This is a genomic window from Bacillus sp. MYb209 (assembly GCF_002975175.1).
Classification (GTDB): domain Bacteria; phylum Bacillota; class Bacilli; order Bacillales; family Bacillaceae_G; genus Bacillus_A.
Genome location: NZ_PCNZ01000023.1, coordinates 1 through 26,264, shown reverse-complemented (window position 1 = coordinate 26,264; position 26,264 = coordinate 1). Strand labels below are relative to the sequence as shown.

At 34.9% G+C, this 26,264-nt stretch carries 26 protein-coding genes; 9 read left to right on the top strand and 17 right to left on the bottom strand.

Translation table 11 applies throughout. The features are described from left to right. Window positions 1-44: 44 nt before the first annotated feature. Window positions 45-1,466: an amino acid permease gene (locus CQZ94_RS23800; protein ID WP_105587362.1), complete on the bottom strand. Its 1,422-nt coding sequence runs from the start codon at window positions 1,464-1,466 to the stop codon at window positions 45-47. Between the two features lie 106 nt (window positions 1,467-1,572). Then, on the bottom strand, window positions 1,573-1,827 hold the full coding sequence (locus CQZ94_RS23795; protein ID WP_070140760.1) for a biotin/lipoyl attachment domain-containing protein: 255 nt from the start codon (window positions 1,825-1,827) through the stop codon (window positions 1,573-1,575). A gap of 301 nt (window positions 1,828-2,128) precedes the next feature. Here CQZ94_RS23795 and CQZ94_RS23790 point away from each other — a divergent pair, with 301 nt between their 5' ends. Continuing rightward, a complete protein-coding gene (locus CQZ94_RS23790; RefSeq protein ID WP_105587361.1) occupies window positions 2,129-3,532 on the top strand; it encodes a sigma-54 interaction domain-containing protein in 1,404 nt (467 codons plus the stop codon). A gap of 238 nt (window positions 3,533-3,770) precedes the next feature. Beyond that, window positions 3,771-3,968 carry a hypothetical protein gene (locus tag CQZ94_RS23785; RefSeq protein WP_105587360.1) on the top strand — a complete coding sequence of 66 codons (198 nt, stop codon included), beginning with the start codon at window positions 3,771-3,773 and terminating at the stop codon, window positions 3,966-3,968. 53 nt (window positions 3,969-4,021) lie between these two features. Here CQZ94_RS23785 and truA read toward each other — a convergent pair whose 3' ends face one another. The 6 genes from truA to CQZ94_RS23755 form a co-directional block, all read right to left on the bottom strand. Next, on the bottom strand, window positions 4,022-4,759 hold the full coding sequence (gene truA, locus CQZ94_RS23780; protein ID WP_105587359.1) for a tRNA pseudouridine(38-40) synthase TruA: 738 nt from the start codon (window positions 4,757-4,759) through the stop codon (window positions 4,022-4,024). A gap of 83 nt (window positions 4,760-4,842) precedes the next feature. Next, entirely contained in the window at window positions 4,843-6,222 is a 1,380-nt protein-coding gene (gene rlmD / locus CQZ94_RS23775) for a 23S rRNA (uracil(1939)-C(5))-methyltransferase RlmD (RefSeq protein WP_105587358.1), read from the bottom strand. A gap of 10 nt (window positions 6,223-6,232) precedes the next feature. Beyond that, window positions 6,233-7,096 carry a DNA-3-methyladenine glycosylase family protein gene (locus CQZ94_RS23770; protein ID WP_105587357.1) on the bottom strand — a complete coding sequence of 288 codons (864 nt, stop codon included), beginning with the start codon at window positions 7,094-7,096 and terminating at the stop codon, window positions 6,233-6,235. A gap of 59 nt (window positions 7,097-7,155) precedes the next feature. Then, window positions 7,156-7,938, bottom strand: coding sequence for a delta-lactam-biosynthetic de-N-acetylase (pdaA, locus tag CQZ94_RS23765; protein ID WP_105587356.1), 783 nt, complete (start codon window positions 7,936-7,938; stop codon window positions 7,156-7,158). Between the two features lie 125 nt (window positions 7,939-8,063). Then, entirely contained in the window at window positions 8,064-9,587 is a 1,524-nt protein-coding gene (gene fumA / locus CQZ94_RS23760; protein ID WP_105587401.1) for a class I fumarate hydratase, read from the bottom strand. 359 nt (window positions 9,588-9,946) lie between these two features. Continuing rightward, a complete protein-coding gene (locus CQZ94_RS23755) occupies window positions 9,947-10,129 on the bottom strand; it encodes an SE1561 family protein (protein ID WP_002010264.1) in 183 nt (60 codons plus the stop codon). A 213-nt stretch (window positions 10,130-10,342) separates the two neighbouring features. Here CQZ94_RS23755 and yfkAB point away from each other — a divergent pair, with 213 nt between their 5' ends. Next, window positions 10,343-11,470, top strand: coding sequence for a radical SAM/CxCxxxxC motif protein YfkAB (yfkAB, locus tag CQZ94_RS23750; protein WP_105587355.1), 1,128 nt, complete (start codon window positions 10,343-10,345; stop codon window positions 11,468-11,470). 37 nt (window positions 11,471-11,507) lie between these two features. On the opposite strand, the gene CQZ94_RS23745 is transcribed toward yfkAB, so the two are convergent. Together CQZ94_RS23745 and cax are read right to left on the bottom strand one after the other, a co-directional pair. Next, window positions 11,508-12,305, bottom strand: coding sequence for a YfkD famly protein (locus CQZ94_RS23745; RefSeq protein ID WP_105587354.1), 798 nt, complete (start codon window positions 12,303-12,305; stop codon window positions 11,508-11,510). Between the two features lie 132 nt (window positions 12,306-12,437). Then, complete coding sequence (cax, locus tag CQZ94_RS23740) at window positions 12,438-13,493, bottom strand: calcium/proton exchanger (RefSeq protein WP_142395922.1); 1,056 nt, start codon at window positions 13,491-13,493, stop codon at window positions 12,438-12,440. A 179-nt stretch (window positions 13,494-13,672) separates the two neighbouring features. Here cax and CQZ94_RS23735 point away from each other — a divergent pair, with 179 nt between their 5' ends. The 3 genes from CQZ94_RS23735 (at window position 13,673) to CQZ94_RS23725 (ending at window position 15,034) form a co-directional block, all read left to right on the top strand. Beyond that, window positions 13,673-14,089 (top strand): pyridoxamine 5'-phosphate oxidase family protein, encoded by a 417-nt coding sequence (locus tag CQZ94_RS23735; RefSeq protein WP_002010256.1) that lies wholly within the window; start codon window positions 13,673-13,675, stop codon window positions 14,087-14,089. Between the two features lie 155 nt (window positions 14,090-14,244). Continuing rightward, window positions 14,245-14,391, top strand: a complete 147-nt coding sequence (locus CQZ94_RS23730; protein WP_000817786.1) for a BH0509 family protein — start codon at window positions 14,245-14,247, stop codon at window positions 14,389-14,391. Between the two features lie 214 nt (window positions 14,392-14,605). Continuing rightward, window positions 14,606-15,034, top strand: coding sequence for an EamA family transporter (locus tag CQZ94_RS23725; protein ID WP_002115869.1), 429 nt, complete (start codon window positions 14,606-14,608; stop codon window positions 15,032-15,034). Window positions 15,035-15,047: 13 nt separating this feature from the next. On the opposite strand, the gene CQZ94_RS23720 is transcribed toward CQZ94_RS23725, so the two are convergent. Continuing rightward, window positions 15,048-15,641, bottom strand: a complete 594-nt coding sequence (locus CQZ94_RS23720) for a DedA family protein (protein WP_105587352.1) — start codon at window positions 15,639-15,641, stop codon at window positions 15,048-15,050. A gap of 474 nt (window positions 15,642-16,115) precedes the next feature. Between CQZ94_RS23720 and CQZ94_RS23715 the strand changes: the two genes are divergently transcribed. Next, window positions 16,116-18,899 (top strand): tetratricopeptide repeat protein, encoded by a 2,784-nt coding sequence (locus tag CQZ94_RS23715; RefSeq protein ID WP_105587351.1) that lies wholly within the window; start codon window positions 16,116-16,118, stop codon window positions 18,897-18,899. Window positions 18,900-18,942: 43 nt separating this feature from the next. Here CQZ94_RS23715 and lepB read toward each other — a convergent pair whose 3' ends face one another. The 3 genes from lepB to CQZ94_RS23700 all read right to left on the bottom strand — a co-directional run bounded on the left by lepB (window position 18,943) and on the right by CQZ94_RS23700 (window position 21,500). Beyond that, window positions 18,943-19,479: a signal peptidase I gene (lepB, locus tag CQZ94_RS23710; RefSeq protein WP_105587350.1), complete on the bottom strand. Its 537-nt coding sequence runs from the start codon at window positions 19,477-19,479 to the stop codon at window positions 18,943-18,945. A 266-nt stretch (window positions 19,480-19,745) separates the two neighbouring features. Further along, entirely contained in the window at window positions 19,746-20,426 is a 681-nt protein-coding gene (locus CQZ94_RS23705) for a lysoplasmalogenase (RefSeq protein WP_088031669.1), read from the bottom strand. A 123-nt stretch (window positions 20,427-20,549) separates the two neighbouring features. After that, complete coding sequence (locus CQZ94_RS23700) at window positions 20,550-21,500, bottom strand: DMT family transporter (protein WP_105587349.1); 951 nt, start codon at window positions 21,498-21,500, stop codon at window positions 20,550-20,552. A 271-nt stretch (window positions 21,501-21,771) separates the two neighbouring features. Here CQZ94_RS23700 and CQZ94_RS23695 point away from each other — a divergent pair, with 271 nt between their 5' ends. Further along, window positions 21,772-23,697, top strand: coding sequence for a heavy metal translocating P-type ATPase (locus CQZ94_RS23695; RefSeq protein WP_105587348.1), 1,926 nt, complete (start codon window positions 21,772-21,774; stop codon window positions 23,695-23,697). A 182-nt stretch (window positions 23,698-23,879) separates the two neighbouring features. On the opposite strand, the gene CQZ94_RS23685 is transcribed toward CQZ94_RS23695, so the two are convergent. The 3 genes from CQZ94_RS23685 to CQZ94_RS23675 are packed head-to-tail and all read right to left on the bottom strand — an operon-like array spanning window position 23,880 to window position 25,789. Next, entirely contained in the window at window positions 23,880-24,749 is an 870-nt protein-coding gene (locus CQZ94_RS23685) for a YihY/virulence factor BrkB family protein (RefSeq protein ID WP_105587346.1), read from the bottom strand. Window positions 24,750-24,755: 6 nt separating this feature from the next. Continuing rightward, window positions 24,756-25,271 carry a DUF4075 domain-containing protein gene (locus tag CQZ94_RS23680; protein ID WP_105587345.1) on the bottom strand — a complete coding sequence of 172 codons (516 nt, stop codon included), beginning with the start codon at window positions 25,269-25,271 and terminating at the stop codon, window positions 24,756-24,758. A 53-nt stretch (window positions 25,272-25,324) separates the two neighbouring features. Then, a complete protein-coding gene (locus CQZ94_RS23675; RefSeq protein WP_105587344.1) occupies window positions 25,325-25,789 on the bottom strand; it encodes a low molecular weight protein-tyrosine-phosphatase in 465 nt (154 codons plus the stop codon). Between the two features lie 177 nt (window positions 25,790-25,966). On the opposite strand from CQZ94_RS23675, the gene CQZ94_RS23670 reads away from it, so the two are divergent. Continuing rightward, window positions 25,967-26,191, top strand: coding sequence for a DUF1128 domain-containing protein (locus CQZ94_RS23670; protein ID WP_002010236.1), 225 nt, complete (start codon window positions 25,967-25,969; stop codon window positions 26,189-26,191). The last annotated feature ends 73 nt before the right edge of the window (window positions 26,192-26,264 follow it).

Below are 26,264 nucleotides of genomic sequence, written 5' to 3'. Positions count from 1 at the left end.
TACAATTGTACAGTCTCTAAATTAAGCATAAGTTTCAAATATATTTATAAGCTTTCTGCTTCTGTTGTATTTACTTTTTCAACATTTTCTATTTTACTTCTCTTATTTTTGGTAGCACGGTAAAACAGTAAACAAATAATCATAAATGGAATACCACAATACAATGCCATTCTTTGTTCCGGAATAAAAGCCATACCAACGATTACTGTTAAATTTAATACTAACGCAAGAAGTGGGACAAATGGATACAATGGTGTTTTAAATTTCAAGTCCTTAACATCCCCGCCCTGCTTAATGTATGACCTTCTAGCTAATAAGTTAGATAGAGCAATAGATGCCCAAACTAATATTGCTCCGAACCCTGCAATTGAAAGAAGCCATAAATAAACTGTATCTTCCGCATAAATACCTGATAGTAATGAGAGACACCCTACAAACGTACTTACAATCAATGCATAAATAGGAACACCGTTTTTAGATAACTTACTAAAAATCGGGCTAATCATTCCTTGATTCGACATAGACCATAGCATACGGGAAGTTGCATATAATCCTGAATTCGCAACTGATAGTACCGCTGTAATAATAACGAAATTTATAATATCGGCCGCATAAGGAATACCAATTTTATCAAATACAACTACGAATGGGCTTTCTATCACTCCAGCTTGCTTCCAAGGAAATAGTCCCGCAAGAATAAAAATAGATAGTACAAAGAAAATAAGTATGCGCCAAACTGTATTATTAATTGCCTTCGGGATAGTTTTCTCTGGATTTTCACTCTCACCAGCTGCAATACCAACTAGTTCTGTTCCTTGGAAGGAAAAATTAACTGCAATCATCGTAATTAAAATGGCTGATAATCCATTTGGGAACAATCCACCATAATCAGTAAAGCTAGAAAACATCGGCGCTGGTTCATTTCCTTTCATATCTAGAAAACCAAACATTGCTGCCCCGCCCAAAATAATAAATGCAATGATTGTAATTACTTTAATACTTGCAAACCAGAATTCAACTTCCGCAAAACTTCTTGAAGATAACGCATTAATAGCAAAGAGCAACACTGCGAACACTACACACCAAATCCATGACGGTACATCGGGAAACCAGCGTTTCATCAAAATACTAACTGCAATTAATTCAATGCCTATCGTAGCGGACCAGTTTAGCCACGACATCCATCCCACTACATAACCCGCTGCAGGGGAAATGTGCTTTGTAGCATACGTTTGATAAGATCCTGCGTCAGGCATCGCAACCGCTAATTCTCCTAGACAGAGCATCGTTAAATACATAACAAACCCGCCTACAAGATACGCTACAATTGCTCCTCCAGGTCCAGCTTCATGAATCGTATAACCTGATCCTAAAAAAAGCCCAGTACCAATAACACCTCCGAGTGCAATCATAAATATGTGCCGACTTTTCAATTCCCTTTTTAATCCTTGGTTTTGATCCATTATATAAATCCCCCCTTTTCACTTTGCAAATCCATTTAATGTAAGAGTTTTAAAAATTCTTCATAGTAAAAATAATTATTTAAAAGAGCAAAAATACATATTACTTATATTAATCACTACCTGTTATTAAAAGGTCATCCCTCACTGTTATTAATAATTTTTGATCAGCGATAGCTTGTCCTTCTACCACTTCTAATGATTCGATATAACCACTGATTCCCACTTTAATTTCCACTTGCTGCTTATCTATTGTTTCAATTAACGCTAATTTTTCCCACTCATATACGTAAGAACTTTCAGTAACGAATAATTTCTCTACTTTCCCGTAACAAGGACTATACACACCTTCTATAACCATCTTCACTTTATAAATTCCTCCCTCTTATTAATTGGCACTGAAACGTTGCATAACCTATAAAGATTCATAATCCCCCTACTCTTTAAATTTAGAGATTTCAACTACTATTCATGCAAAATACGTACCAACCTCAACACCTATGTAAAATTGGGATTTCTTACGAAAAAAATCTACATAACCGCAAAATTTTTCTATCATTTGAAAAGTTTTAAGAGAAAATAGCAAAAAAATTTTGCGATTTTATAAGAATTTTAATAAAATTATAAAAAGTCAGTCTTCATAGGGTATAACGAGGAGAAGATAATACATGCATACAGAAGAAATCAATTTTAAAAAGATTATTGAAATGAATATGCTATATGAAACTTTACTTAATGAACTAGATATTGGGATTCATATTATTAATGAAGAAAGTAAAACGATTATCTATAACCGTAAAATGATGGACATTGAATCAATGGATCGTTCTGATGTGCTAGATAAAAATCCTTTAGAAGTATTTGCATTCGAAGAAAATAAAAATAGTACTCTTATAGAGGCGTTAAAACTTGGAAAAACAAACAAAAATATAAAACAAACTTATTTTAACAATAAAGGACAAGAGATTACGACGATTAACGATACTTTTCCTATAATAGAAAATGGAAAGATTAAAGGCGCTATTGAAATTTCAAAAGAGATTAGTCATTTAAAGCAAACAATGAAAACGAACCTTTCTCGCAAACAAAATATTAAGTTTACCTTCGATCACATAATTGGTGATTCTAGAGCTATTCAATCGGTCATTGCAGAAGCAAAGAGAGTAATACGTACATCCTCCTCCATATTTCTCATCGGAGAAACAGGGACTGGTAAAGAGCTATTTGCGCAAAGCATCCATAATGAAAGCCAGCGTTCAACAAAACCATTTATTTCGCAAAACTGTGCCGCTATACCAGAAACCTTAATGGAAAGTCTACTATTTGGTACAAATCGAGGTGCTTTTACAGGAGCAATAGATAAACCTGGTTTATTTGAAGAAGCAAACGGCGGGACTTTGTTATTAGATGAGATCAACTCATTAAGTCCAACACTTCAAGCTAAATTGCTGCGAGCTATACAAGAAAAAACAATACGAAGAATTGGAGGCACACAAGAAAAAGAAATTGATGTTCGTATTATAGCAACTATTAATGAAGACCCTCTTGAAGCCATAGCATACAATCGATTAAGGCAAGACTTATATTACCGATTAAGCGTTGTTACTTTATGTCTTCCACCTTTACGGGAACGAAAAGAAGATATTGTATATCTTGTTCAACACTTTATTGAAAAATACAATATCCAATTTGATCTTAGCGTAAAAGATGTAGATTTAAACGTAAATAACTTCTTCTATAAATACGATTGGCCTGGTAATGTGAGAGAACTAGAACATATAATTGAAGGCTCCATGAACTTAATAGAAGATGAGGATATCATTACAGCGTTCCATATGCCAACGCACTTTCGCGAACTAGCAAAAAAGGAACTCAATATGCAGACTCCGCTAACTAGTCACAATACTGATACACCACAGACTTTAAAACATATAATCGAAGAAATGGAAAAGAAATATATCTATCAAATTCTTAAAGAAAATAAAGGTAATATCTCACAAGCCGCAAAATTTTTAGGATTGAGCAGACAAAACTTACAATATCGAATTAAAAAACTGCATTTACACATATGAAATAAAGTGAAACTTTAATCAGTGGGGGTTTTGTCCATCCCCCACTGATTATTAGCCCACACCAATTGAGCTTTTACGGGCAGCCCGACTCCCACCTAACTTCCTCGCATTCGCCGAATTTCGAGGTGGAAGTCTTACTGCCCTCAAATAGCGGGATGAGTCTTTCTCCAAGCACAAGTAATCACTTGGAAAAATATGTTATAATATACATGTGACATGATAGAAAGGGGCGATATATATGAGTAATGATAACAAGTTAAAGTTATTACACTATTTAGGCCTTTTCCCTACCATCCTATGTATAATGCTATTCATTGATATGAGCAGCTTTCCTTATGCAAAGCTATTAGGCACAATTAGCGGCTCCTTTGCAGCTATTATGCTTGCTTCTTTTTGGAATTTGAAGCTACGTATGAAGAAAGAAAAATCTTCTTAATTTCAAAGTACAAAAAAAATCGAGCCTTATTAGCTCGATTTTTTTACTTATTATTAAAATTTAACACTCTCCAAATACAACCCGCTCGCCTCAGCCAGACAATTAATTTGATTACGTTGTTTTTCCTCTAAAATGTTTGGAATTGCGTCCGCCTCTAATTGTCCTAATCCAACTTCAATTAATGCTCCAACAATTTTTCGGACCATATTATGAAGGAAGCCGTTACCACTTACTCTAATTTGTACAAAACCTGCCTCTTCAGAAACATCAAGTGTGTACACTTCTCGAACCATAGACTTTTTCTTAGATTTCGCATTTGAAAAAGCAGTAAAGTCATGTGAACCAATTAAATATTGTGCTGCTTTCTGCATGCTCTCAACATTTAATTTTTTATTAACGTGCATGCTATATTTACGCATAAATGGATGTGTATGCTCTTCATTCCAAATTTTATATAAATATGTTTTCGCCTTAGAATTGTAACGAGCATGGAAGCGATCTGAAACTTCTTCTACACTCGTAATACTAATATCATTTGGTAAATATTGATTTAAATACTTTTTCACTTTATGTTCTACTAATTTCTCATCACTCTTAAAGTTAGCTACTTGATTCAAAGCGTGTACACCAGCATCCGTTCTACTACAGCCGATAATTTCAATTTCTTTTCCGACCATTTCAGATATTATACTTTCGATTTTCCCCTGAATCGTATTGTCATTATTGCCAAGACGCTGCCACCCTTTATAACGCGCACCGTCATATTGAATCGTCAATTTATAATTGTTCATTATATTCTCCTTACTTCCATTCGCTAAATAAAATATACCCTCACATAGCTCCTGCTTTGTGAGGGACATATCCTTATTGAATGTTACTTTCTGACAAGTTTCACTACATTTTCTACATGAGCTGTATGCGGGAACATATCAACTGGTTGTACATACTCCACTTCATAGCTCTCCATTAATGTTTCCACATCACGTGCTAATGAGGATGGATTACAAGACACGTAAACAACTTGTTTCGGTTTCACTTTTAAAATCGTTTCAAGTAATTTATCATCGCAACCTGTACGCGGTGGATCGACAACAATGACATCTGGACTCCAGCCTTCTTTCACCCATTTCGGTAACCATTGTTCCGCTTTACCAGCTTCATACTTTGCATTTGTGAATCCGTGGCGTTTTGCATTTTTCTTTGCATCTTCAATCGCTTCTGGAATTACATCCATACCACGTACTTCCTCTGCATCATTCGCAAGCCAAAGTCCAATCGTACCGACTCCACAATACGCATCCACAATCTTCTCGTTTCCTGTTAAAGCAGCCGCTTTCTTCGCTTCATCGTATAAAACAACCGTTTGTTCTGGATTTAATTGGAAGAATGCGCGTGCTGATAATTCAAATGATAAATCACCTAGTGTTTCTTGAATTACTTCTTTTCCAGCTAATTTAAATGTTTTATCACCGAAAATAACAGATGTTTTACGCCAGTTTACGTTTTGCATAATTGATTTAACACTTGGCATTTGTTTTTGCACTTCTGCAATAAATTGATCTTTATTTGGTAATTCTTCTTTTGTTGTAATAAGTGTGACTTGCACTTCCCCTGTTTGAACTGCAGTACGTGTCACAATTGTGCGTACTAAACCCTTTTGTTTTTTCTCATTGTAAATAGAAACATTTAATTTTTCTAATATACGTCTTACAACTTTTGTCGCTTCATTCGTTGCTTTATGTTGAATCATGCAATGAGAAATATCAATTAATTGATGTGAGTTTTGCTTATATAACCCTGTAATAACCTTTTCGTCTTTACGCCCCACTTGCAATTGACTTTTATTACGATAATGCCATGGATTTTCCATACCAAGCGTCGGGCGAATTTTTTCTTCCAGACTGTTATTCATGTACTTTTCGAATGCTTGTACAACGATATCACGCTTTTGATTTAATTGTTCTTTATAATCTAAATGCTGCAATTGACAGCCACCACACTCCTCATATACTGAACATGGTGCTTTCACACGATGTGGTGATGATTTACGAACTTTCTTCACTTTCGCTTCAGCGAAGCCACGCTGAATTTTCGTTGTTTCAGCAACAACTTCTTCTCCTGGTAATGCCCCTGGAATGAAAACAACTTGTCTCTTAAAATAACCAACGCCTTCTCCGTTAATCCCCAGACGTTTAATTGTCACAGGAAACGTTTGACCAACTTCCAACTTACTCTCTTGTTGCTTTTGTATCATTATTACACCTCTACTCTATACTTTTCCATAAATATAACGCTGCATAACTGCAATATGGTTCACACTCTTGTTTCACTTTTTCTAAAAATGCATCATCAGGCTTATTATCTAATTGAAATATACCTTGAAGTGCACGCCTAATCCCGATATCTGCTTCTGGAAACATGTTTTTCCGGCCAAGCCCAAACATTAAAAAGTTTTGCACTGTCCATGCTCCAATACCCCTTATTGGTAACAATTGTGCCGATACTTCTTCTTCTGTTTCGTTTTCTATCCTTGCTAAATCTAATTTACCGCCTGCAATATGTTTTGCTAATCCTACTATATATTCGGCTTTTCGCTGACTAAACTTCTGCTCTCTCAATTCCTCTATTGAAATATTCGCTACTGTTTCTGGTGTTGGGAAAAAGAAAACGCCGTTCTTCTCTGTCCCATATCGTTTTACAAATTGATCTGTTAGCACCGTAGCAAATTTCAAATTTATTTGTTGATGAATAATACAACGAAGAAGACAAGCGAAATAATCAAATTCTAATATAATTGGAGTATAAGCATATGTTTCAAACAGTGGACGTAATGATGTGTTTAAAAAATGATCTTGTATATTTTGAAACGGCTCATTCCAGTGAAAAATGGACCTCATTCGTTTCATTACTTTCTCTTGATATCCTGCCTGACTGGAAATCCAAAACTGTGGATTTTGAACAGTACCAATCCCTTGCAAACGAATAACAATTTGTTCTTCGTCTATAAAAAGCGGGACATAAATTATTTTCTCGTCTAATTGAATGACGTTTAACGGGTCGAAAGATAAACGCTTTAGCACTTCTTCAAAATGGTACGGATATTCTAACGTAACATGTTCGCTCCACATACGTTTCCCCATCCTTTTTACACATCATTATAGCATGAGAAAACCGCAAGCATACATGCTTACGGTTGATTGCTTTTTACTAAATCATCTAGGCTTTTAAAATGATACCCTTTCTCGCGCAAATCATCAATGATTTTCGCAAGTGCTTCTGCATTATCTTTTGATATTGCATGAAGTAACAAAACAGATCCTGGATGAATCATAGTCATTACATTATTATGAGCATATTGCCATCCTCTTTGCTGATCTACTTTCCAATCGAGAAATGCAAGCGACCAAAATACGTTATAATATCCCATCTCTTTCGTAAGAGCTAGCGTTCTTTCACTAAACACGCCTCGCGGAGGACGTACATATTTCACTTCTTTTTGCCCAGTCACTTTTTTAATTTCTTCCGTTACACTTGTTAATTCTTCACGAAGTTTCTCGTCATTCACTGTCGTAAAATCAGGATGACTCCAAGAATGATTCCCGATAATATGTCCTTCATCTTTCATTCTTAATAATAAATCTTTTTGCGTTTTTATATAGTGTCCCGTCACAAAGAAAGTTGCTGGTACTTTTTTCTCCTTTAATACATCTAAAATCTTTCCTGTATATCCATTTTCGTATCCATTATCAAATGTTAAATAAATATCTTTTTTCTTCGTATCTCCTAAATAAAACCCACCATTTTTTTGTAGTAATTCTGTATATAGTTTCCCTGCATCTGGCACCGTTTCATTTTTAGGACGTGGGATTCCCCAGTTATGTGGTGTATTCGTATAAGCAAATGTTGAAACTGGAACAAGTGCCATCATAATTGAAAAAATGAGACCTATATATAACCATTTATATTTCATAAATAGTCTCCTTTCCATATATAATCGTACCTGTAGTTTCTGTTTCCCTGCTTTCTTTCATGCTGAACATGTTTTTCTATATATACCAAAAAATGCACCTCGAATAATTCGAGATGCATTTCTCTTTACTTAAATACAGGTTCTTTAAAGCTCGCCAATTTTTCAAGTGATGTTTTATCAACATCAGCATGTAGACTTTTACCATGAGAATCCATCGTTACAACTGCTTTAAAACCATCGATACGTAAATGCCACATTGCCTCTGGGATACCGAATTGTAAGAAATCAACATCTTTCACTTCTTTAATACATTCAGCATAATATTGTGCTGCACCACCAATTGCATTTAAGTACACACCACCATGTTCTTCTAAAGCCGCTAATGTTTTAGCACCCATACCACCTTTACCAATTACAGCACGAATACCGAACTTTTTCATAATATCACCTTGATATGGCTCTTCACGAATACTTGTCGTTGGACCTGCCGCTTTAATTTGCCAATTGTCATTTTCATCTTTCACTACAACTGGACCACAGTGATAAATAATTTGTCCATTTAAATCTACTGGACAATCGTTATCCATTAAATGTTTATGAATTGCATCACGTCCTGTGTACATCATGCCGTTAATTGTAACAACATCCCCGACACGAAGTTCACGAATTTGCTCTTCTGTAATTGGAGCTTGTAATACGATTTCACGCTGCTCTGTTTGTTCTTGCGCAGCGTCTTGTTGAAGTGTATCTTCACCTTCTTGGTATAACCAATCCATAATTTCACCTGTTTCAGGATGAATTGTTACGCCAAGACGACGATATGCCCAACAATTATACGCAACAGATACGTAGAAGCTCGCTGGCAAACGATTATATACTCCAATTTTACAACCTAATAAAGTTGTTTCTCCGCCAAATCCCATCGTACCAATGCCAAGCTTATTTGCATTCTCTAATACATACTCTTCAAGCTTTTGTAATTCTGGAACTGAATTTACATCATCTAATGTACGGAATAATTGATTTTTTGCTAATTCGTAACCTGATGTGCGGTCTCCCCCGATACCGACGCCGATTACCCCTGCGCTACACCCTTGCCCTTGTGCTTGATATACTGCATGAAGAAGGCATTTACGAATTCCTTCTAAATCACGCCCAGCTCGTCCAAGTCCTTCTATTTCACAAGGCAAGCTATATTGAATATTTTTGTTCTCACAGCCCCCGCCCTTTAAAATTAAACGTGCATCAATGTAATCTTTTTCCCATTGTTCAAACTTAATAACAGGTGTACCTGGTCCTAAATTGTTTCCGCTATTGTCTCCAAAAAGAGAATCAACAGAGTTTGGACGAAGTTTACCATCTTTTGTCGCCCGCTCAAGCGCACTATAGATAGCTTCCTTCAGTTTTAATTGATTCACACCAACTGGTGTATAAATTTTAAACGTTGGCATCCCTGTATCTTGGCAAATTGGCGAGATATTATCATCTGCCATTTTAATATTATTCGTAATTGTGCCAAGTGCCATCGCCGAACGAGTTCCTGCATTTTCTCGTTCTTTCGCTTGTTGAATTGCGCGACGAACATCTTTCGGTAAGTTCGTTGACGTTTCAACAATTAGTTGATACATGCTTTCTTGAAGCTTTTCCATTGTTACTTCCCCCTCAATTGTGAACGCTACCAAAACGTTATGAAATGAAAATTCCATTGTTATACTCTTCAGCTTTTTATTTATCCCGCTATTTGCGGGCAGTAAGACTCCACCTCAAAATTCGGCTAGAGCAAAGAAGTTATGTGGGAGCCCTGCTGCCCGTAAACGCCCGATTGGTGAAGGCTAATAATCAGTGGGGGATGAACAAAACCCCCACTGATTAAAGTTTCACTTTATTTCACGCCATTAAAGATTAAATGAAATTTTTCACAACTTGATTATACCTTTTTTTCTATATTCCTTCTATTATCCGTACAGAAAAAGGCTGCCAATTTTGTAGTGGCAGCCTTTTTAATATATTATTCGTCTTTTTTAAATTGCTCACATTTCAGTTCTAATTCATCTAACATTGCAAGAAGACGATCTACATCTTCTAATTCTACCTCTTCTGGTTCAATCGTATCAATTACTTCAATGAACATATTTAAACGTTCTTTTAAATATACTAGTTGTGAATCTTTACCTTGAATTGCTTTTCCCATGAAGGCACTCTCCTTTTAATTCGAGTTGCTTTTATTATACCGCAAAAATGATTGCTATGGGCATGTAATTTCATCAATTTTGTCACAGTAATTCATTATAATGTAAGCCCTCTCTCTTTTTTCACAAAAAAGTTTCACTTTATAAAAAGCACATATTCTTCTATTATAGAGAATGGACAAATTGTTATTTCAATAGTCAAAGGAGTATTTCATATGACAATATCACAAATAATGAAGCCGATTACTCCTTCTTACGATCCATGGGAAGCGTATATGGACCTTGAAGAGTACGGCAAACTACTATTAACAAACGTTGAGTTTACAACGACGACGTTATGCAATATGCGTTGCGAGCATTGCGCTGTTGGTTACACATTACAGCCGAAAGATCCAAATCCGCTTCCGATGGAGCTTTTATTAAAACGATTAGATGAGATTCCTTATTTACGTTCTTTAAGTATTACAGGCGGAGAACCTATGCTTTCAAAAAAATCCGTCGACAACTATGTAACACCACTCTTAAAATACGCCCATGAACGAGGCGTTCGCACTCAAATCAACTCAAACTTAACTATAGATTTAGCACGTTACGAACAAATTATTCCCTACTTAGATGTATTGCATATTTCACATAACTGGGGAACAATTGATGATTTCGTTGAAGGCGGATTTGCAATGATGGAGCGTAAACCTACTTATGAACAACGTGCAAAATTATTTGAACGAATGATTACAAATAGTAAAGCTCTATCAGATGCAGGCGTTCTCGTATCAGCCGAAACTATGCTGAATAAACGAACTCTACCACACATTGAACATATTCACCGTCAAATTGTTGAAGAGATGGGTTGTAAACGACACGAAGTACATCCGATGTATCCGAGTGACTTCGCTAGCACACTTGAAATTTTAACAAAAGACGAAATTCGAAAGGCAATTGAACATTTATTAGAGATTCGTGATGAAAATGTATGGATGTTATTTGGAACATTACCTTTCTATGCATGTAGTGATGATGAACGCGATTTAGTTACACTAAAGAAATTACATGAAAGTAAAAATGTAACTGTACGTAATGATCCAGACGGTCGTTCTCGTTTAAATGTAAATATTTTCGATGGAAATATTATCGTGACCGATTTCGGTGATGTCCCGCTTCTAGGTAATGTACAAACAAATACACTACAAGAGGCTTATGACAAATGGTGTGACTCAAAAACAGCAAAATCATTAAGCTGTCATTGTCCTGCTGTGAAATGTCTTGGACCAAATGTTCTTGTGAAAAATAGCTACTATCCCCAAGAAGATTTCTTATCAAAAACATCAAACCTTATGTTATAAATAAAAAACGTCAGCCTGTGTGCTGACGTTTTTTATTTCATTGTGAATGCGATGAAGAAATAAATTTAAAGAATAAATGATCATGAATTGGAATAGCCGCTCCAATCCCTTGAGATGTAATGTTTTTCACGACAAGCCTTTTTTGATTTCCTTTTAACACAAGGTAGACTTCTCCAAACGTTACTTTTCCTTTTTCATTTACTGCTGGCGTATAAGCGTATAAATATCCGAGTTGACTTGGACTAATATTATAAACACGCTCATGCCCTGTACCATAACCAATTGTCGTTTTAAATGAAAGTGGTAATTGTACTTTTTCAAGCGCTTTTAGAAGCATCATTTTTTTCACATCTGTAGCATCTTTCATATCCGCTGTTAAATCGCCTTCGATTGTCTTTTGAGTTTCTTGCTTATAGCGAAGTGGATATAAGCGATTTCCTCCACGATTATCGTACACATTGCGATTCACCTGCTTATATTCCCAATTAATCGATGTGTCTATTGATTCATAATTTAATGCCCATTGCCCTAAATAAATTTTCGCCCGGTACCCTACAGCAAGTGGTGCATTTGAAATTGTCGTTTCATTAAACATCCGAATTAAATCTGGGTTTTCAATTTTGATATTTGCTGTTTTCAATAGTTCTTGCGCAAACTTACTTGGCTGTAAACGCGGCAAATCTTGCGCGTCATTTGGAAATGTATTATCTTTTGAAATATTTAAAACAGATGAAGGCATTTTTACTTCTACCGTTGTCTTTGCAAAGCTACTGTTAGGAAATAATAAAATAAACGAGACCATGGTTGAAAGACATATGCTGTATACTCGTTTCACCTGTCTGGCTCCTTCCTATGTAAAGGTATATAAATTACTGTATTTATCCCGCATTAACGGGGGATGGACACCCCCCACTAATTAAAGTTTCACTTTATTATTTTCCCTCTGAAGCATTGTTATTCCTATTTTTCATAATAAATAAAAACCAATTCCCATAATGACATACGCGGCTAATAAAGTGCCTCCTTCAAACCAGTTTGTATCCCCATCATTTGAAATAGCAATAGTTAAGAGAACAGCTGTGATCATAGAAACAAGTTCTGGTATTGTAAATACTAAAGGCATCTTTTGCGCAAAAAGCATCGAAAGAAGTACTAACACAGGAGCTACAAACATCGCGATTTGTAATGTAGAACCTACTGCAATTTCCACTGCGATATTTACTTTATTTTTATATGCCATAATAATCGCAGATGCATGTTCTGCTGCATTGCCAACAATTGCAACGATAATAACCCCTATAAATAACTCTGACCAGCCAAATGACTTTGCGACCGTTTCAAAAGTATGTACGAGGGCCTCTGACACATAAGCAACTGCAAGTGTTGCTATCGCTAAAACGAGTAGCGCTTTACCTTTGGACCACTCTGGCTCTTCCTCATGCGCTACTTCATCACTTTTATGTTGATATACACCACGGTGCGTAACTAACTTAAATAGCAATGCAGCAAGGTACATAATAATCATGATAATAGAAACGCCAATACTTAATTGATACGTCTTTCCAGCATCCATCTTCATTGAAAAAATCTCTGGAATAACAAAGGCTACGACAACAGCAAATATTAATAAAGCTGAATTATGTCTTGCATCATAAACATTGAAACTTTGTCTTTTATACTTAAGGCCACCTATAAAGAAGGATAACCCTCCTACCAGTAATAAGTTTCCAAGTACAGAACCAGTTAAGGAAGCTAAAACAACTTCCGTTAATCCTGCCTGAAGTGCAAAAATTGAAATGATAAGTTCAACGGCATTACCGAAAGTTGCATTTAATAAACCACCTATTCGAGGCCCAGAAACGATTGCTAAACTTTCTGTCGCCCTCCCCATAAAACCAGCTAATGCAATAATAGTAATGCAGTATACAGCAAACATAATAGTTTGTGGCCAATGAAGTGTTTTTCCGATTACAGAAAGTGGTACACCTATAAGCGCTACTATAAGAAATATTTTATTAAACATGCTTTTCATCCTTCCATCGTATGTATTTCTCCTCGATATTATTATTATTCATCTCCTAACTTGTCCGATTTCATCACAATTACGTTTAAAAAATCGGATTGAAGAAAACAGTATGAAAGATATTTAAATTATCTTGTTCAGACAGAAAAAATTACGAATTATGAAAAGAGGCTAAAAATATGCACTTAAAAGAAAAAATCGCAACTATTATTCAAGGTCAACGTACTGGTGTATTATCTACTGTACGTAACGATAAGCCACATAGCGCCTTTATGATGTTTTTCCACGAAGATTTTGTACTATATGTTGCAACAGATCGAAATTCAAAAAAGATAACAGATATCGAAAAAAATTCCAATGTACATGTACTACTTGGACGCGAAGGAAAGAAATTAGATGAAGATTACATTGAAGTTGAAGGTATAGCTTCCATCGAAGAAGATCAAACATTAAAAAACAAATTTTGGACTAATAGCTTAAAACGCTGGTTACTCGGTGCGGAAGACCCTAATTACGTACTAATAAAAATCAATCCCGATACAATTTATTACATCGATGGTGCTGGTACGACCGAGCCCGAGTTTTTACGACTATAAAATAAAAACAAGCCCCCTTAGGTGGGCTTGTTTTGTCGAAAGGTTCTTCTGAAAAAAACAATAAAATAGGTGGAACTTTCTAAAGATTCTGTTATATAATAGCAGTAACTTAAATAAACTGTATTAAAACAGATTGAGGGGAGAAATAAAAATTGATGAAAAGAGAAGAACGAAAAAACATGATTGAGTTTATTGAAAAGAAAAAAGGGATTGAACGTGACGAATTATTATTTATGACGGATGATGAAGTAGAGCATATTTATAATGTAACGTACTTTTTATATGAAGAAATAGCAGAGTAGTATAATAAACCCCCACCTTATTAAAAATATACGGCGGGGGTTTATTTCGTTATTTATCCCGCTATTTGTGGGCAGTAAAACTCCCACCTCAAAATTCAGATGGAGCAAAGAAGTTAGGTGGGAGTCGGGATGCCCCCCCACTGATTATTAGCCTTCACTTTATACATGAGAATGATTTTCATGTATAATAATGTAAGATTGGAGGAATTTCACTATGAGTTCATGGCTATTATTCGCACTATTATCAGCAATTGCTGCTGCCCTCGTATCTATTTTTGGAAAGATTGGCTTAGATGGAATCGATGCCAACGTTGCAACAACGATTCGCTCTATTATTATGGCATTATTTATGGTAGGAGTTATTATTATACAAGGTAAATTTCAAAATATCGGTGATGTCCTCCTAAATAAAAAAGCACTGCTATTTATCACATTAAGTGGAATCGCTGGTGCTTCGTCATGGCTATTTTATTTTCTTGCATTAAAAACAGGAAAAGTTTCACAAGTAGCACCTATCGATAAATTAAGTGTAGTATTTTCCATTATTCTCGCGATGATTATATTAGGTGAAAAGTTAAACTTTATGACTGGTATTGGTGTAGTCTTTATTACAGCTGGTGTATTATTTATTGCTTTCAGCTAAAAAACCGCTATTATTAGCGGTTTTGTCTTTTCCTTATGTAAATCCACACAATCAATGTTACAATTGCCGAAACTAATAAAATCCATATTCCATAATGATGTAAACTATATTCAACAAAGCGCCACTTCTCTCCCAGTTTCCAACCTAGGCCAATAAAAACACTTATCCAAATTAGTGCACCACCGTAAGCATACAAACAAAATCGCCACAATGTTAAATTTGAAACTCCAGCAAAATATGCTGTTAAATGACGTACTCCCGGTATAAAGTAGCCAATCATTAAAAGAAATGGACCGTATTTTTCAAATAAATTATGTGTTTTTTCAATATGATGTTCCTTAATTCTAATTTTCGGACCATATTTTTTTAAAACAGGGAGCCCAAGTTTTAAACCTAATATATAACTTAATGTAATGCCAAGCATTGCACCTGCCATTCCACTTAAAAAAGCAGCTGTTCCTGACATAACTCCTTTTGAAATGTTATAGCCAATAAAAGTCAATAAAAACTCATCCGGTATAGGTAATCCAACAATCCCGCCAGCTAAAGCTATAATAATTCCAAAATATCCATAATGTGCGATTAACTCGCCAATATGTTGTTCCATTCGGAAGACACATCCTATACACGATCGTTATTCCATATTGTGCCCATTCTATCTTTAAGACAAACATGGTATACATATTCACTATACATTGTTTTTATAATGAACTCTACTTCTATTCCATTCCTTAAACAGAGATTTAATCAGTGGTTTTTTATCCATCCCCACTGATTATTAGCCTGAACCAATCGGGATTTTACAGGCGGCAGGGCCCCACTTAACTTCCTTGCATTCGCTAAATTTTGGAGTAGGAGTCTTACTGCCTATAAATAGCGAGATAAAAAATAAAAATTCATAGGCTTATTTTTTTGTTACAATAAAGGAAAGTTACTTTTTGCAACGGTTTAACTCTCAGGAAAAATGATATATCTAGCAAAAACATAGTTTGGTCTATATAATGCAACTTCTACCTATTAGAGTAACATGCACCCTTTTACATACAACATCATTTTTCTAAATTATACAGGGGGAACGAACATGACCATTGAAAAACAATTTATCCAAAAGATTTACTATAAAACATTTTTAACAGAAGACTCTTCCATTCCGGTAGCGGAAGTACTCGGTGAAGCATATATAAATGAATCAAAAAATGAATTCTCCAATATATCTAATATTCGCTTCGCACAAGGTGAAGTTTATTTTCAAACTAACGACTTTGAAGCCGCTATATTCAAATGGGAGAAAGTAAATAATGAACTTGCTCTCTGGGCTATGAAGAATATTGCAGATGCTTATTTCGAATTAGATTTCTTGCCAAAAGCAGAAGAAATTTATACATCTATCCAAACAGAAGATACAACTCTTACGATGGAAGTTTCCCTACAACTTCTTTCTCTTTATATAGAGCAAAATCGTTTAGGACTAGCATTTAAGACGATTAGCGAAGCTGTTGCATTTCAACCAGACTATCCAAATATTACTGCAATTGCTCGATCGTTCTATGAAAAACAAGAAGATTGGAATAACGCTATTGAACTCGCTGTTCAAGAAGGAATTCGAACAAAATCATTACACTGGTTCGATACTTTAATCAATTATGTGAACAGAGGCTTTACTAAAAAAATTAAACCTGAGTATTTCTATGAATCTTTAAAAGCCTTATATACAATTGATCAAGTTCAATTTAAAGGACTTGTTATTTCACTTTGGAACAGCTATGAAAATGAATCATTCCATCTACCTTGGATTCAAACAATAAATCACCTATTCTTACATATTGAAGTAGATGCTAATGACGATTGGAATGAAATTTCTACTCGCTATCAAGAGACGTACTTCGAATTGATTACTGGACAACATTTCATGCACGAATTACAAGGACTTGTACCAGATTTATTAACAAATTGGTTTAGTTTAACGAGAGCGGAAGATTCTTTACTTGTCTCCGCAGCAGTATTAGCATGGAATGAAGTTTCACCGACAACTCTAGAATCATTACTCGTAAAAAGCGCAGGTGCCTTACTTTCAAATGCATCAGCTCATGCAAATGTTGATATAGCAGACGTATCAGCATTATTTGAAACGATTGCTGTATGGGCTGAGAAGAATGATGTAGATTTAGGTCATCAATTCACACTACTTGTTCGTGAGTTATACGATTTAAATGTTACACAACTTCTAGTAGCAGGAGCTAGCGATTATGATAAATCAGCCTTTATTAACTCTATACTAGGAGAAAATATATTAAATGAAGCTATAACAACTTCAATTACATTTAAAGATGATAGTCAAACTGAAATAACTGAGCTTACAGAACTAGATATACGAAATATACCAAACTTTGACGAACTTCATAACATACTAGCGGTACCTTCTCAGTCAGAACTAGAAAGAAAATGTATTGAAGTTAAATTACCAAGTAGATTTTTACGAAAAAATAAGTTTTCATTCCTTGTCACACCTACTGTGCATGGACAACTTGACAAAAACAGCTCTCACTTTGAATACTTACAGGCAGCAGATAGTCTCATCTATGTACTAAATTCAGCTTCACCATTACATGATGAAGAGCTCGATACATTATTATATATTCGTGAGCAAGTACCAAATTTACAAATTCAATTCGTCTTACAAACAATTGATACGAATACTAGTGAAAATATCACGAACAGCATTAAAAAGAAAATACTCGTACATTTCCCAGAAGCACAATTTTTCCCTTACTCTCCTTCACAAGAGAGTAGTGAACAGCTAGGTAACGTAACAGATTCTATTCTTTCTAACCTTACTCAGCGTAACGTGGAAAAAGAACGCATTGAAAAATTATTATGGTTTATCCAAAAAACAATTGCATACCTTGTAAATGAACGTGTGGAATTAGAAAATACGTTAGTGAAATCGGTTCGCTGGAATAAACATATTTTAGTAAAACTTGATGGTTTTATTAATAATCTTACTGCCATTCAAAAAGATAAAATTCGTTCTATTACAGAATCTTATCTCTTAACGAAAGAAGAGATTACGCAGGATATACATTCTCAAATTCCTGAATTGTTGCAGAGTTGCTCTGACCTCGTTCAAGAAGATAGTGATTTCAAATTGGTCCATGAAGAACTAAATGTAGCAATGAATGAAAGAATTCAAAAACATGTACAGCAAATGCTTCTTCCTAAATTTACTCAATCTATTCAAGAATGGATTGAAACTGCTCATAATGAATTCATTCAAGCTCAGGCTTATTTAGATGAAATGGGCGATACCTTTAATAAGCTCTATGAGGAAGAGCGTATTAAACTTCCTTGTGATTTCAAATTACTAGATGACTGGGATAGAGATGTTGCAAGAATGACGAATAGAATTACAGTAGCTAACATCAATATTTTATTACGCTTTACACCGACACAATTTTTCTTAAAGAGTGCAGGGAAATTATTGGGTAATATGCAAAAAAATCAATCTATGCTATCAAATAAATATAAACAATATATTGAAACAGAAGATTATACAGAAGTTGCTCAGATGATTTCAAAACAATTCTTCCTTCAATTTGAAATATTTGAAGGTGCGCTAGAACGGGATATCATGATGTTCTTTAAAGACCCCCTTAGCATATTGAAACAAACCGTAGAAGCGGCTCAACTTGAAATACAAGAAGATGAGCAAACATTAACAAAGCTAAGAACGAACCCAGAAACTTATCATGATCCTTTAACACTCTTTAAATTGCAATTGTTACAACGAAAATTCATGTTAAATATCGACCAAAACAATGAAAATATTGCTTCACAAGAAACAATAAATAAAACACCAACTGTTTAAATAAGAAAAACCAAGCAACTAATTCGCTTGGTTTTTCTTATTTCTAATTTACAATTTTCACATGTTCAAATGGATAATATATCGTCATGAGCTTTCCTAATACTTCTGTTCTATCAATGAGCCCTAAGCCGTTCCTACTATCCCTACTAACTAAACGATTATCTCCCATCACAAAAATTTTATTTTTAGGAATTGTAATCGGTCCAAAATCTTCAGTTAAATTGATAAGTAATTTTTCTGCCTGTTTTTTATTATTCTTTAAATACTCTTCGTTTTTCACTTGATGATTAACATATAATTGATCATTCTTCATCTCAATTACATCTCCTGGCAATCCAATAACTCTCTTCACGTAGAAATTATCTGTCTTCACGACAATAATATCCTCTCTCTCATAACTTTCAAATCTCTTTGCAAGTTTATTAATAATTACTTTATCTCCATCTTGTAACGTCGGCCTCATCGATGCTCCTTTTACAGTCGTAGGAAAAAACAAAAAGATTTTTGCCAAAAACACCAATAAACATGCAATTGCAATTATTTCAAAGAATTCACGCAAACGTTTTTTCTTTTGCATCATTCCACCATCTCATCATCTTTTTATTTTTATTATAAGTACTCCGACTGGTGAATTTCCACAAAATTCTGAATTACAACATTAGAATATTACAAATATAAAAATAATAATCCCTATAAATTCACTATTTTTATATACTATATTTCCCATATGAAATCCATGCTTAGAAAGTATAAAATACTGCACAAATTAAACAAATAAATATAATAGCATAGCAATAAAAAAGATACTCTCAAAATAGTCTATTAACTATTTTTGAGAGTATCTTTTTATAATCCTACATATACAATACACATCTGCGCTGCGACATATGTAAACCAAATCCAAAGTGGTTCATACTTCAGTTTGCGCCCTCCGATATCTGTCACGCCGATAATAAAATCAGAAATCACAAACAGTAAACCACCAAGTGCTGGTATCCACCATATTCCTATATTCTCGTAATATAAGGCGAATGCAAAACATGCCATTCCTCCAACCCACAAACCGTAAATTAGAGCCCCTATTGTAAAAAGTTTGTCTTGTTTTTCATTTCGAATAAAGAAAAACCACCCTATAATTAGAAAGAGTCCGTATACGAGTAAACCGATCCAAAAACCATTCCATGAAATACCTGTTTGTAAAAATGCTTTCACATAGAAACAATGTGCAAGAGCGAAAGTAACCATTCCTCCAATTAATCGATGACCAATTGGAATTAATCCTGCCATAAATAAATCCCCTACAGTTGATAAAGTCATACCGAGTGCAACCCACATACTGTACTCAACCGATGGATCTTGTAACCATATCCAAATTGCACTTCCTGTTAAAGAAAAACTAAGAATAAGACGAACCGCTAAAGGTAACGGCATATTCTTTCTCGTTCTTTTCGTCTGTCCTATTGCATAAATTGCTCCCATTAAAAAAAGAATAATTTGCCCGACTAACACAATGTAAAGTACATTCATAATATGTTCTCCTCAATAAATACTTTTTCTATCTTTTTTTCGTTACATATAGCACGTTTTCCTTTTTCTATGTAAAAAAAGAAGAACAATACTGTTCTTCCATTTTAATCGTTTTTCTGTTCTCTATGCTACTTGTTTTTCCTGCTCAACTTTCTTTTTAACCGGGTTACGATTTACTACAATAATTCCCGCTGCGACACATGCTAAACCAAATAGTACAAAGGAATGAATTGCTTCCCCTAAAATCAGACTTGATAGTAGCACACCAAACACTGGTATAAAGAACATATACATCGAGACTTTCCCTACTTTGTTATACTTCATAATTGTATTCCATATACAGAATCCCGCTGCTGATAAGAACGATAAATATATGAGCATAAGTATTGCATGTAGATTAAATGCGAATGGCATCATTCCAACTTGAAATGTACCTATACATAGCAATCCAATTGATCCGAAAATCATCTGATATGCTGTCATATACCCAATATCTAATGTTTTACTACCTTCTTTCGCTAATATGTTTCCATACGAATACATCATGGCTGCCCCAAGAAGTAATAGGCTACCTATTCCAAAATGAAATGATAAACTTCCATCACTCGGTACATTCACTAAAATCACACCGCAAAAGCCGATAGCTACTCCAATTACTTTTCTCCTATTTAGAGCATCATCTTTATATGAAAAGTGTGCGAGTAAAATTTGAAAGAATGATGATGTTCCTGAAATAATCGCTCCTTCAATTCCTGAGCTGTAACTCATTCCAATATAAAAACATATATATTGAAGAAAAGTTTGAAACAAACCAATTTGAACTAACTGCTTTCCTGTTCCTTTTTTGAACTTCATATCTTTTCCTAACGCTTTAAAAAATAATAAGAGCATTACACCAGATAAGAAAAAGCGATAGCCAGCAAATAATATTTGTTCCCCGACTTCTTGTGGCTGAATTCCAAGTTCGGCATAGCTTAATTTAATAAAGGGAAATGCGCTTCCCCATAAAAATGTTGCTACTATTGCAGTAATAAACACGCCAATCGGATGGGTAAAAAATTTCTCTGTCTTCAACTTGATGTCTTCCTTTCCGACCTTTTTATGAACAATATTCATATATACCAAAGGAAATGCGAAAACACAAGTTTTCAGTTTATACTAAAACAAAAACATATCATCTAAGAAAAACATATGCTATACTATAGAATAATTACAACATAATAACTATTAAAATCAGATTCAACAGAAATGCTGCTATCCATTATGGATGGCAGCTTTCGTCGTTTTATAGGGGTTTCGATTTTGATTCTTTTTCTCAATAAGAATTCGGAAGGAGCGAGTATTAATGAACGCAGAAGTAAAAACATTACAAGCAAAAAAAGATATTTCTCATCCCTCTTTATGGGATACATTAAAGAAACATTATGAACTTATATTTGCAATCGCATCTGGTATTTTTATTTTAGCTGGTTGGTTATTCACAAAAAATGATGCAATAAGTGCAGGTATTACTTTCTATATCCTTGCTTATGTAATTGGAGGATTTGCAAAAGCGAAAGAAGGTATTGAAGACACAATTGAAGAGAAAGAGCTAAATGTTGAAATGCTCATGATTTTTGCAGCTATCGGTGCCGCAGTTATCGGTTACTGGGCAGAAGGTGCTATTTTAATCTTCATCTTTGCATTAAGCGGCGCAATGGAATCTTATACATTAAGCAAAAGCCAAAAAGAAATTTCAGCGCTTCTTGACTTGCAACCTGAAGAAGCTTTGCGTATTTCAAACGGAATTGAGGAACGTATTCCAGTTAGACAATTACAAATTAACGATATTATTTTAATTAGGCCAGGTGAGCGTGTTCCTGCTGATGGCACAATTCATAATGGTGAAACAAATATTGATGAAGCAGCTATTACAGGAGAACCTATTCCGAATGAGAAAAAATTCGGCGATGAAGTATTTGCCGGCACTGTAAATTTACGTGGTGCTATCGAAGTTAAAATTACGAAGCCGAGCGATCAAACATTATTCCAAAAGATTATTCGTCTCGTTCAAAGTGCACAAAGCGAAAAATCACCATCACAACTATTCATCGAAAAATTTGAAGGAACATACGTAAAAGGTGTACTACTCGTTGTTGCGCTTATGATGTTCGTTCCTCATTTCTTACTTGATTGGAGTTGGAATGAAACGTTTTATCGCGCTATGATCTTACTTGTAGTCGCTTCTCCTTGTGCTCTAGTTGCAGCTATTACACCAGCAACTTTATCAGCAATTTCAAACGGAGCGAGAAACGGTATTCTCTTTAAAGGTGGTATTCATTTAGAACGTCTAGCTTCAGTAAAGGCGATTGCCTTTGATAAAACAGGAACATTAACACAAGGAAAACCTACTGTAACAAATGTATATGTTCGAGAAGGCATAGCAGAAAGTGAAGTACTTTCTATTACAGCAGCGATTGAAAGTCACTCTACACATCCTTTAGCAGAAGCGATTGTTAAATATGCAAAACATGCTTACGACATTACGATAAAAAAACCAGAAAACGTTGAAGATGTAACTGGTTTTGGATTAAAAGGAATATTAGAAAACAAAGCTTATAAAATTGGTAAAGCTGATTTTATCGGAGAAGAAATAAAGACATTTCATAATGGCATTTCTGCTTCACTTGAAAAAGAGGGGAAAACTGTCGTTTATATTAGTGATGAGGATGGTATTCTTGGACTGATTGCTTTAAAAGATACTCTTCGCCAAGAAACGATAGCGGCTATTCGTGATTTGCAAAGCATTGGTGTCGAAGCAATCATGATTACTGGTGATAATGAAGAAACAGCAAAAGCAATTGCCAATGAAAGTAATATAAAAGAATATTACGCATCATGTTTACCGGAAACAAAAGTTGAAACGATAAAGCAGTTAAAAGAAAAGTACGGCATAGTCGCCATGGTTGGAGATGGTATAAACGATGCACCTGCCCTCGCTACTGCTAGTATTGGTGTTGCAATGGGTGAAGGAACAGACGTAGCATTAGAGACTGCAGACGTTGTTCTTATGAAGAATGAATTATCTCGACTTTCCCAAGCTATCCGTTTATCAAAACGAATGAACCGTATTGTGAAACAAAACGTAATCTTTTCGCTAGCTGTAATTGCAATGCTTATTTGTTCAAATTTCTTGCAATTTTTAGCTCTTCCATTCGGTGTCATTGGACATGAAGGAAGTACGATTCTTGTCATTTTGAATGGTTTACGATTATTAAAAGGAAATAAATAACGGGTCCCTGATAAAGGACCCGTTTTTTTTAATGGTAACTATTATGACCGTTCGCACTACTGCTCGTTTTATGCTTTGGATGCGAACTGCTCTTTTGTTTATTGTTGCTTTTATTATTGTGGTTCTTTTTATTATTACTCATGAAATATCCCCCCTGTTCCTTTTTATTATGGAACAAGAGCTCATTTTTCATTACGGGAATTATTGTCACCCGTTCTATAATGATGGAGTAAACCATTAATTTCACCGCCAAGTAAAATTACCCACGCAGTTAAGTAAAACCATAACATTAAAATAATGATACCACCGAGACCACCATATGTATTAGCGTAATTTGCAAATTTATCTACATAATAGGCAAATGAGTACGATACCACAATCCATCCTACAGTAGCAAATATTGCCCCCGATATGACTTCTCTTCGCTTTAATTTCCGATCAGGCGCAAACGTATATAAAAAGCTAAACAAAGCGAACAAAACGAAGAAACTCGCTACTAAACGCGTAATACTCCAAACATAAGAAAAACTATCCGATAAACCAATTGCTTTAAACACAGCTGCCCCAATCACTTGTCCAAATACTGGGACGATTAGTGCAAACACAATCATAAAAATTATCGCTAACGTAAACACGATAGATAAAGCTCTTGTTTTAATAAAGGAACGGGTTTCTGTTACATCATAAGCGCGGTTAAAAGCGTTCATAACCGCATTCACCCCGTTTGAAGCAAACCATAACATCGATAGTAAACCGAATGATAATAAACCACCATTTTGTTCGTTTACAACTTTATCTACGTTTACTTCAATTAAGTTCATCGCATCTTCTGGTACGTACGGTTCTAATAAATTGAGCACACTTTCTGTTTGAAGGTCAATAAAGCCAAGAAGCGTAATTAAGAAAACAAGCCCAGGAAAAATCGCCAGCAAGAAGAAATAAGCGAGCTGTGCTGCCAAGCCCGCTACGTCATCGCGCATCGTCCGATCATATAAATCTTTTCCAAACGAATAAGTGCGATTTCTTCTCACCTTTTCTAAAATTTTTCTCATATATGTTTAAACGCTTTTCTTCTCTTCTTTATCTTGCTTTAACTCAATGTACGCTTCAGTTTTTTTTTCCTCTGCATTTGAGTCTTTCATAAATAACTCACGTGCTTCTTTCATACCGCCATCTTCAGCAACTACCGGCTCTTCTTCTGCTTTAAGCTCATCTACCTTTGGAGATACAGCTTGAATTTCAATCGTTTCTGGCTTTTCTTCTCGCTCAACTTTTCTCTTACTAAAAATTTCTTTCGTTTCTTTTAACGTTTCTACAACAGACGGCGTCAATTTTTTGATTTCTGCTACTTTCGCTTTCACTACATTGAAATCAGCAAGCTCGCGTCCTTTATCTGTAACAATTTGCACTTTTTCTTTGATTTTCGCATTTTCACCAATTTCAATCATCTTTGTTTTTGCTTTTTCTGCCGTATTTTTTACTTTTTCACGGTTTTCTTTCTTTATCATAGATACAGCTACACCTGCAACTACACCAATCGCAATGTTTCGAGCAATATTATTTTTCTTTGCCATATTCCTTCACCCTTTCATTTCTTATATTAGAAAGTATTACTTTCTAAGCTTCCTCATATTCCTTGTTCATTTCGAATGAAAGCTACTAGCTTTACACACCCTTCTGTTACAAGGTCATACACTTCTTGGAAGTTCCCTGTAAAGTAAGGGTCAGGAACGTCTGTCCAGCCACCGTCTGGAACAAAATCGGACAGTCTACCAATATAGCCTCCAGTTTTACCAAAACTTTTTAAATCCGCTATATTCTTGTTGTCCATGGCAATAATATAATCAAACTTTGTTAAGTCTTCTTTTTCTACTTGCCGTGCTTTAATTCCTTCAAAAGAGACTTCATTTTCTTTTAAAATTTTTTGTGTTCCTTTATGTGGTGAATGACCAATATGCCAATCTCCAGTTCCTGCAGAATCAATGACAATTTTCTCTTCGAGTCCCTCTTTTACGACAAGATCTCGAAAAATTGCTTCTGCCATTGGAGAACGACAAATATTCCCAAGACAAACAAACAATACTCGGACCATATTTTTGTTTCTTCCCTTCTTGGTGCATTTCTTACTATATACTTATATAGTATAAACAACCAATTATTAATTATAAAGGAAATCCCTACTAACTTAATAGGATTGAAAAGTTTCATTAACGAAAATGATAAAAAAATGTTAAGATAACCTTATGTTATTTTAAAGGGGGACACTTCGGTGGATTTATCCGTAAAATCAGAAGCAAACGTTGAATATATGGTAGAAGCTATTAAAGAAAAATTACGCATGGTTAATGCTGGAGCAATGAGAGCTGCTAGTTTTAACGAAGAAATGTACGAGGACTTACGTGACATTTATGAGCACGTTATGAAACGTGAAACATTCAGTATTAGTGAAATGCAAGCTATTACTGAGGAATTAGGTACATTAATTAAAAAATGACAAAGAGCCTCACTTATTTGGTCTTATCCCTGTCAAGTAGACAGTATTAAAAAGACTAAGCAGCCATCGAGAC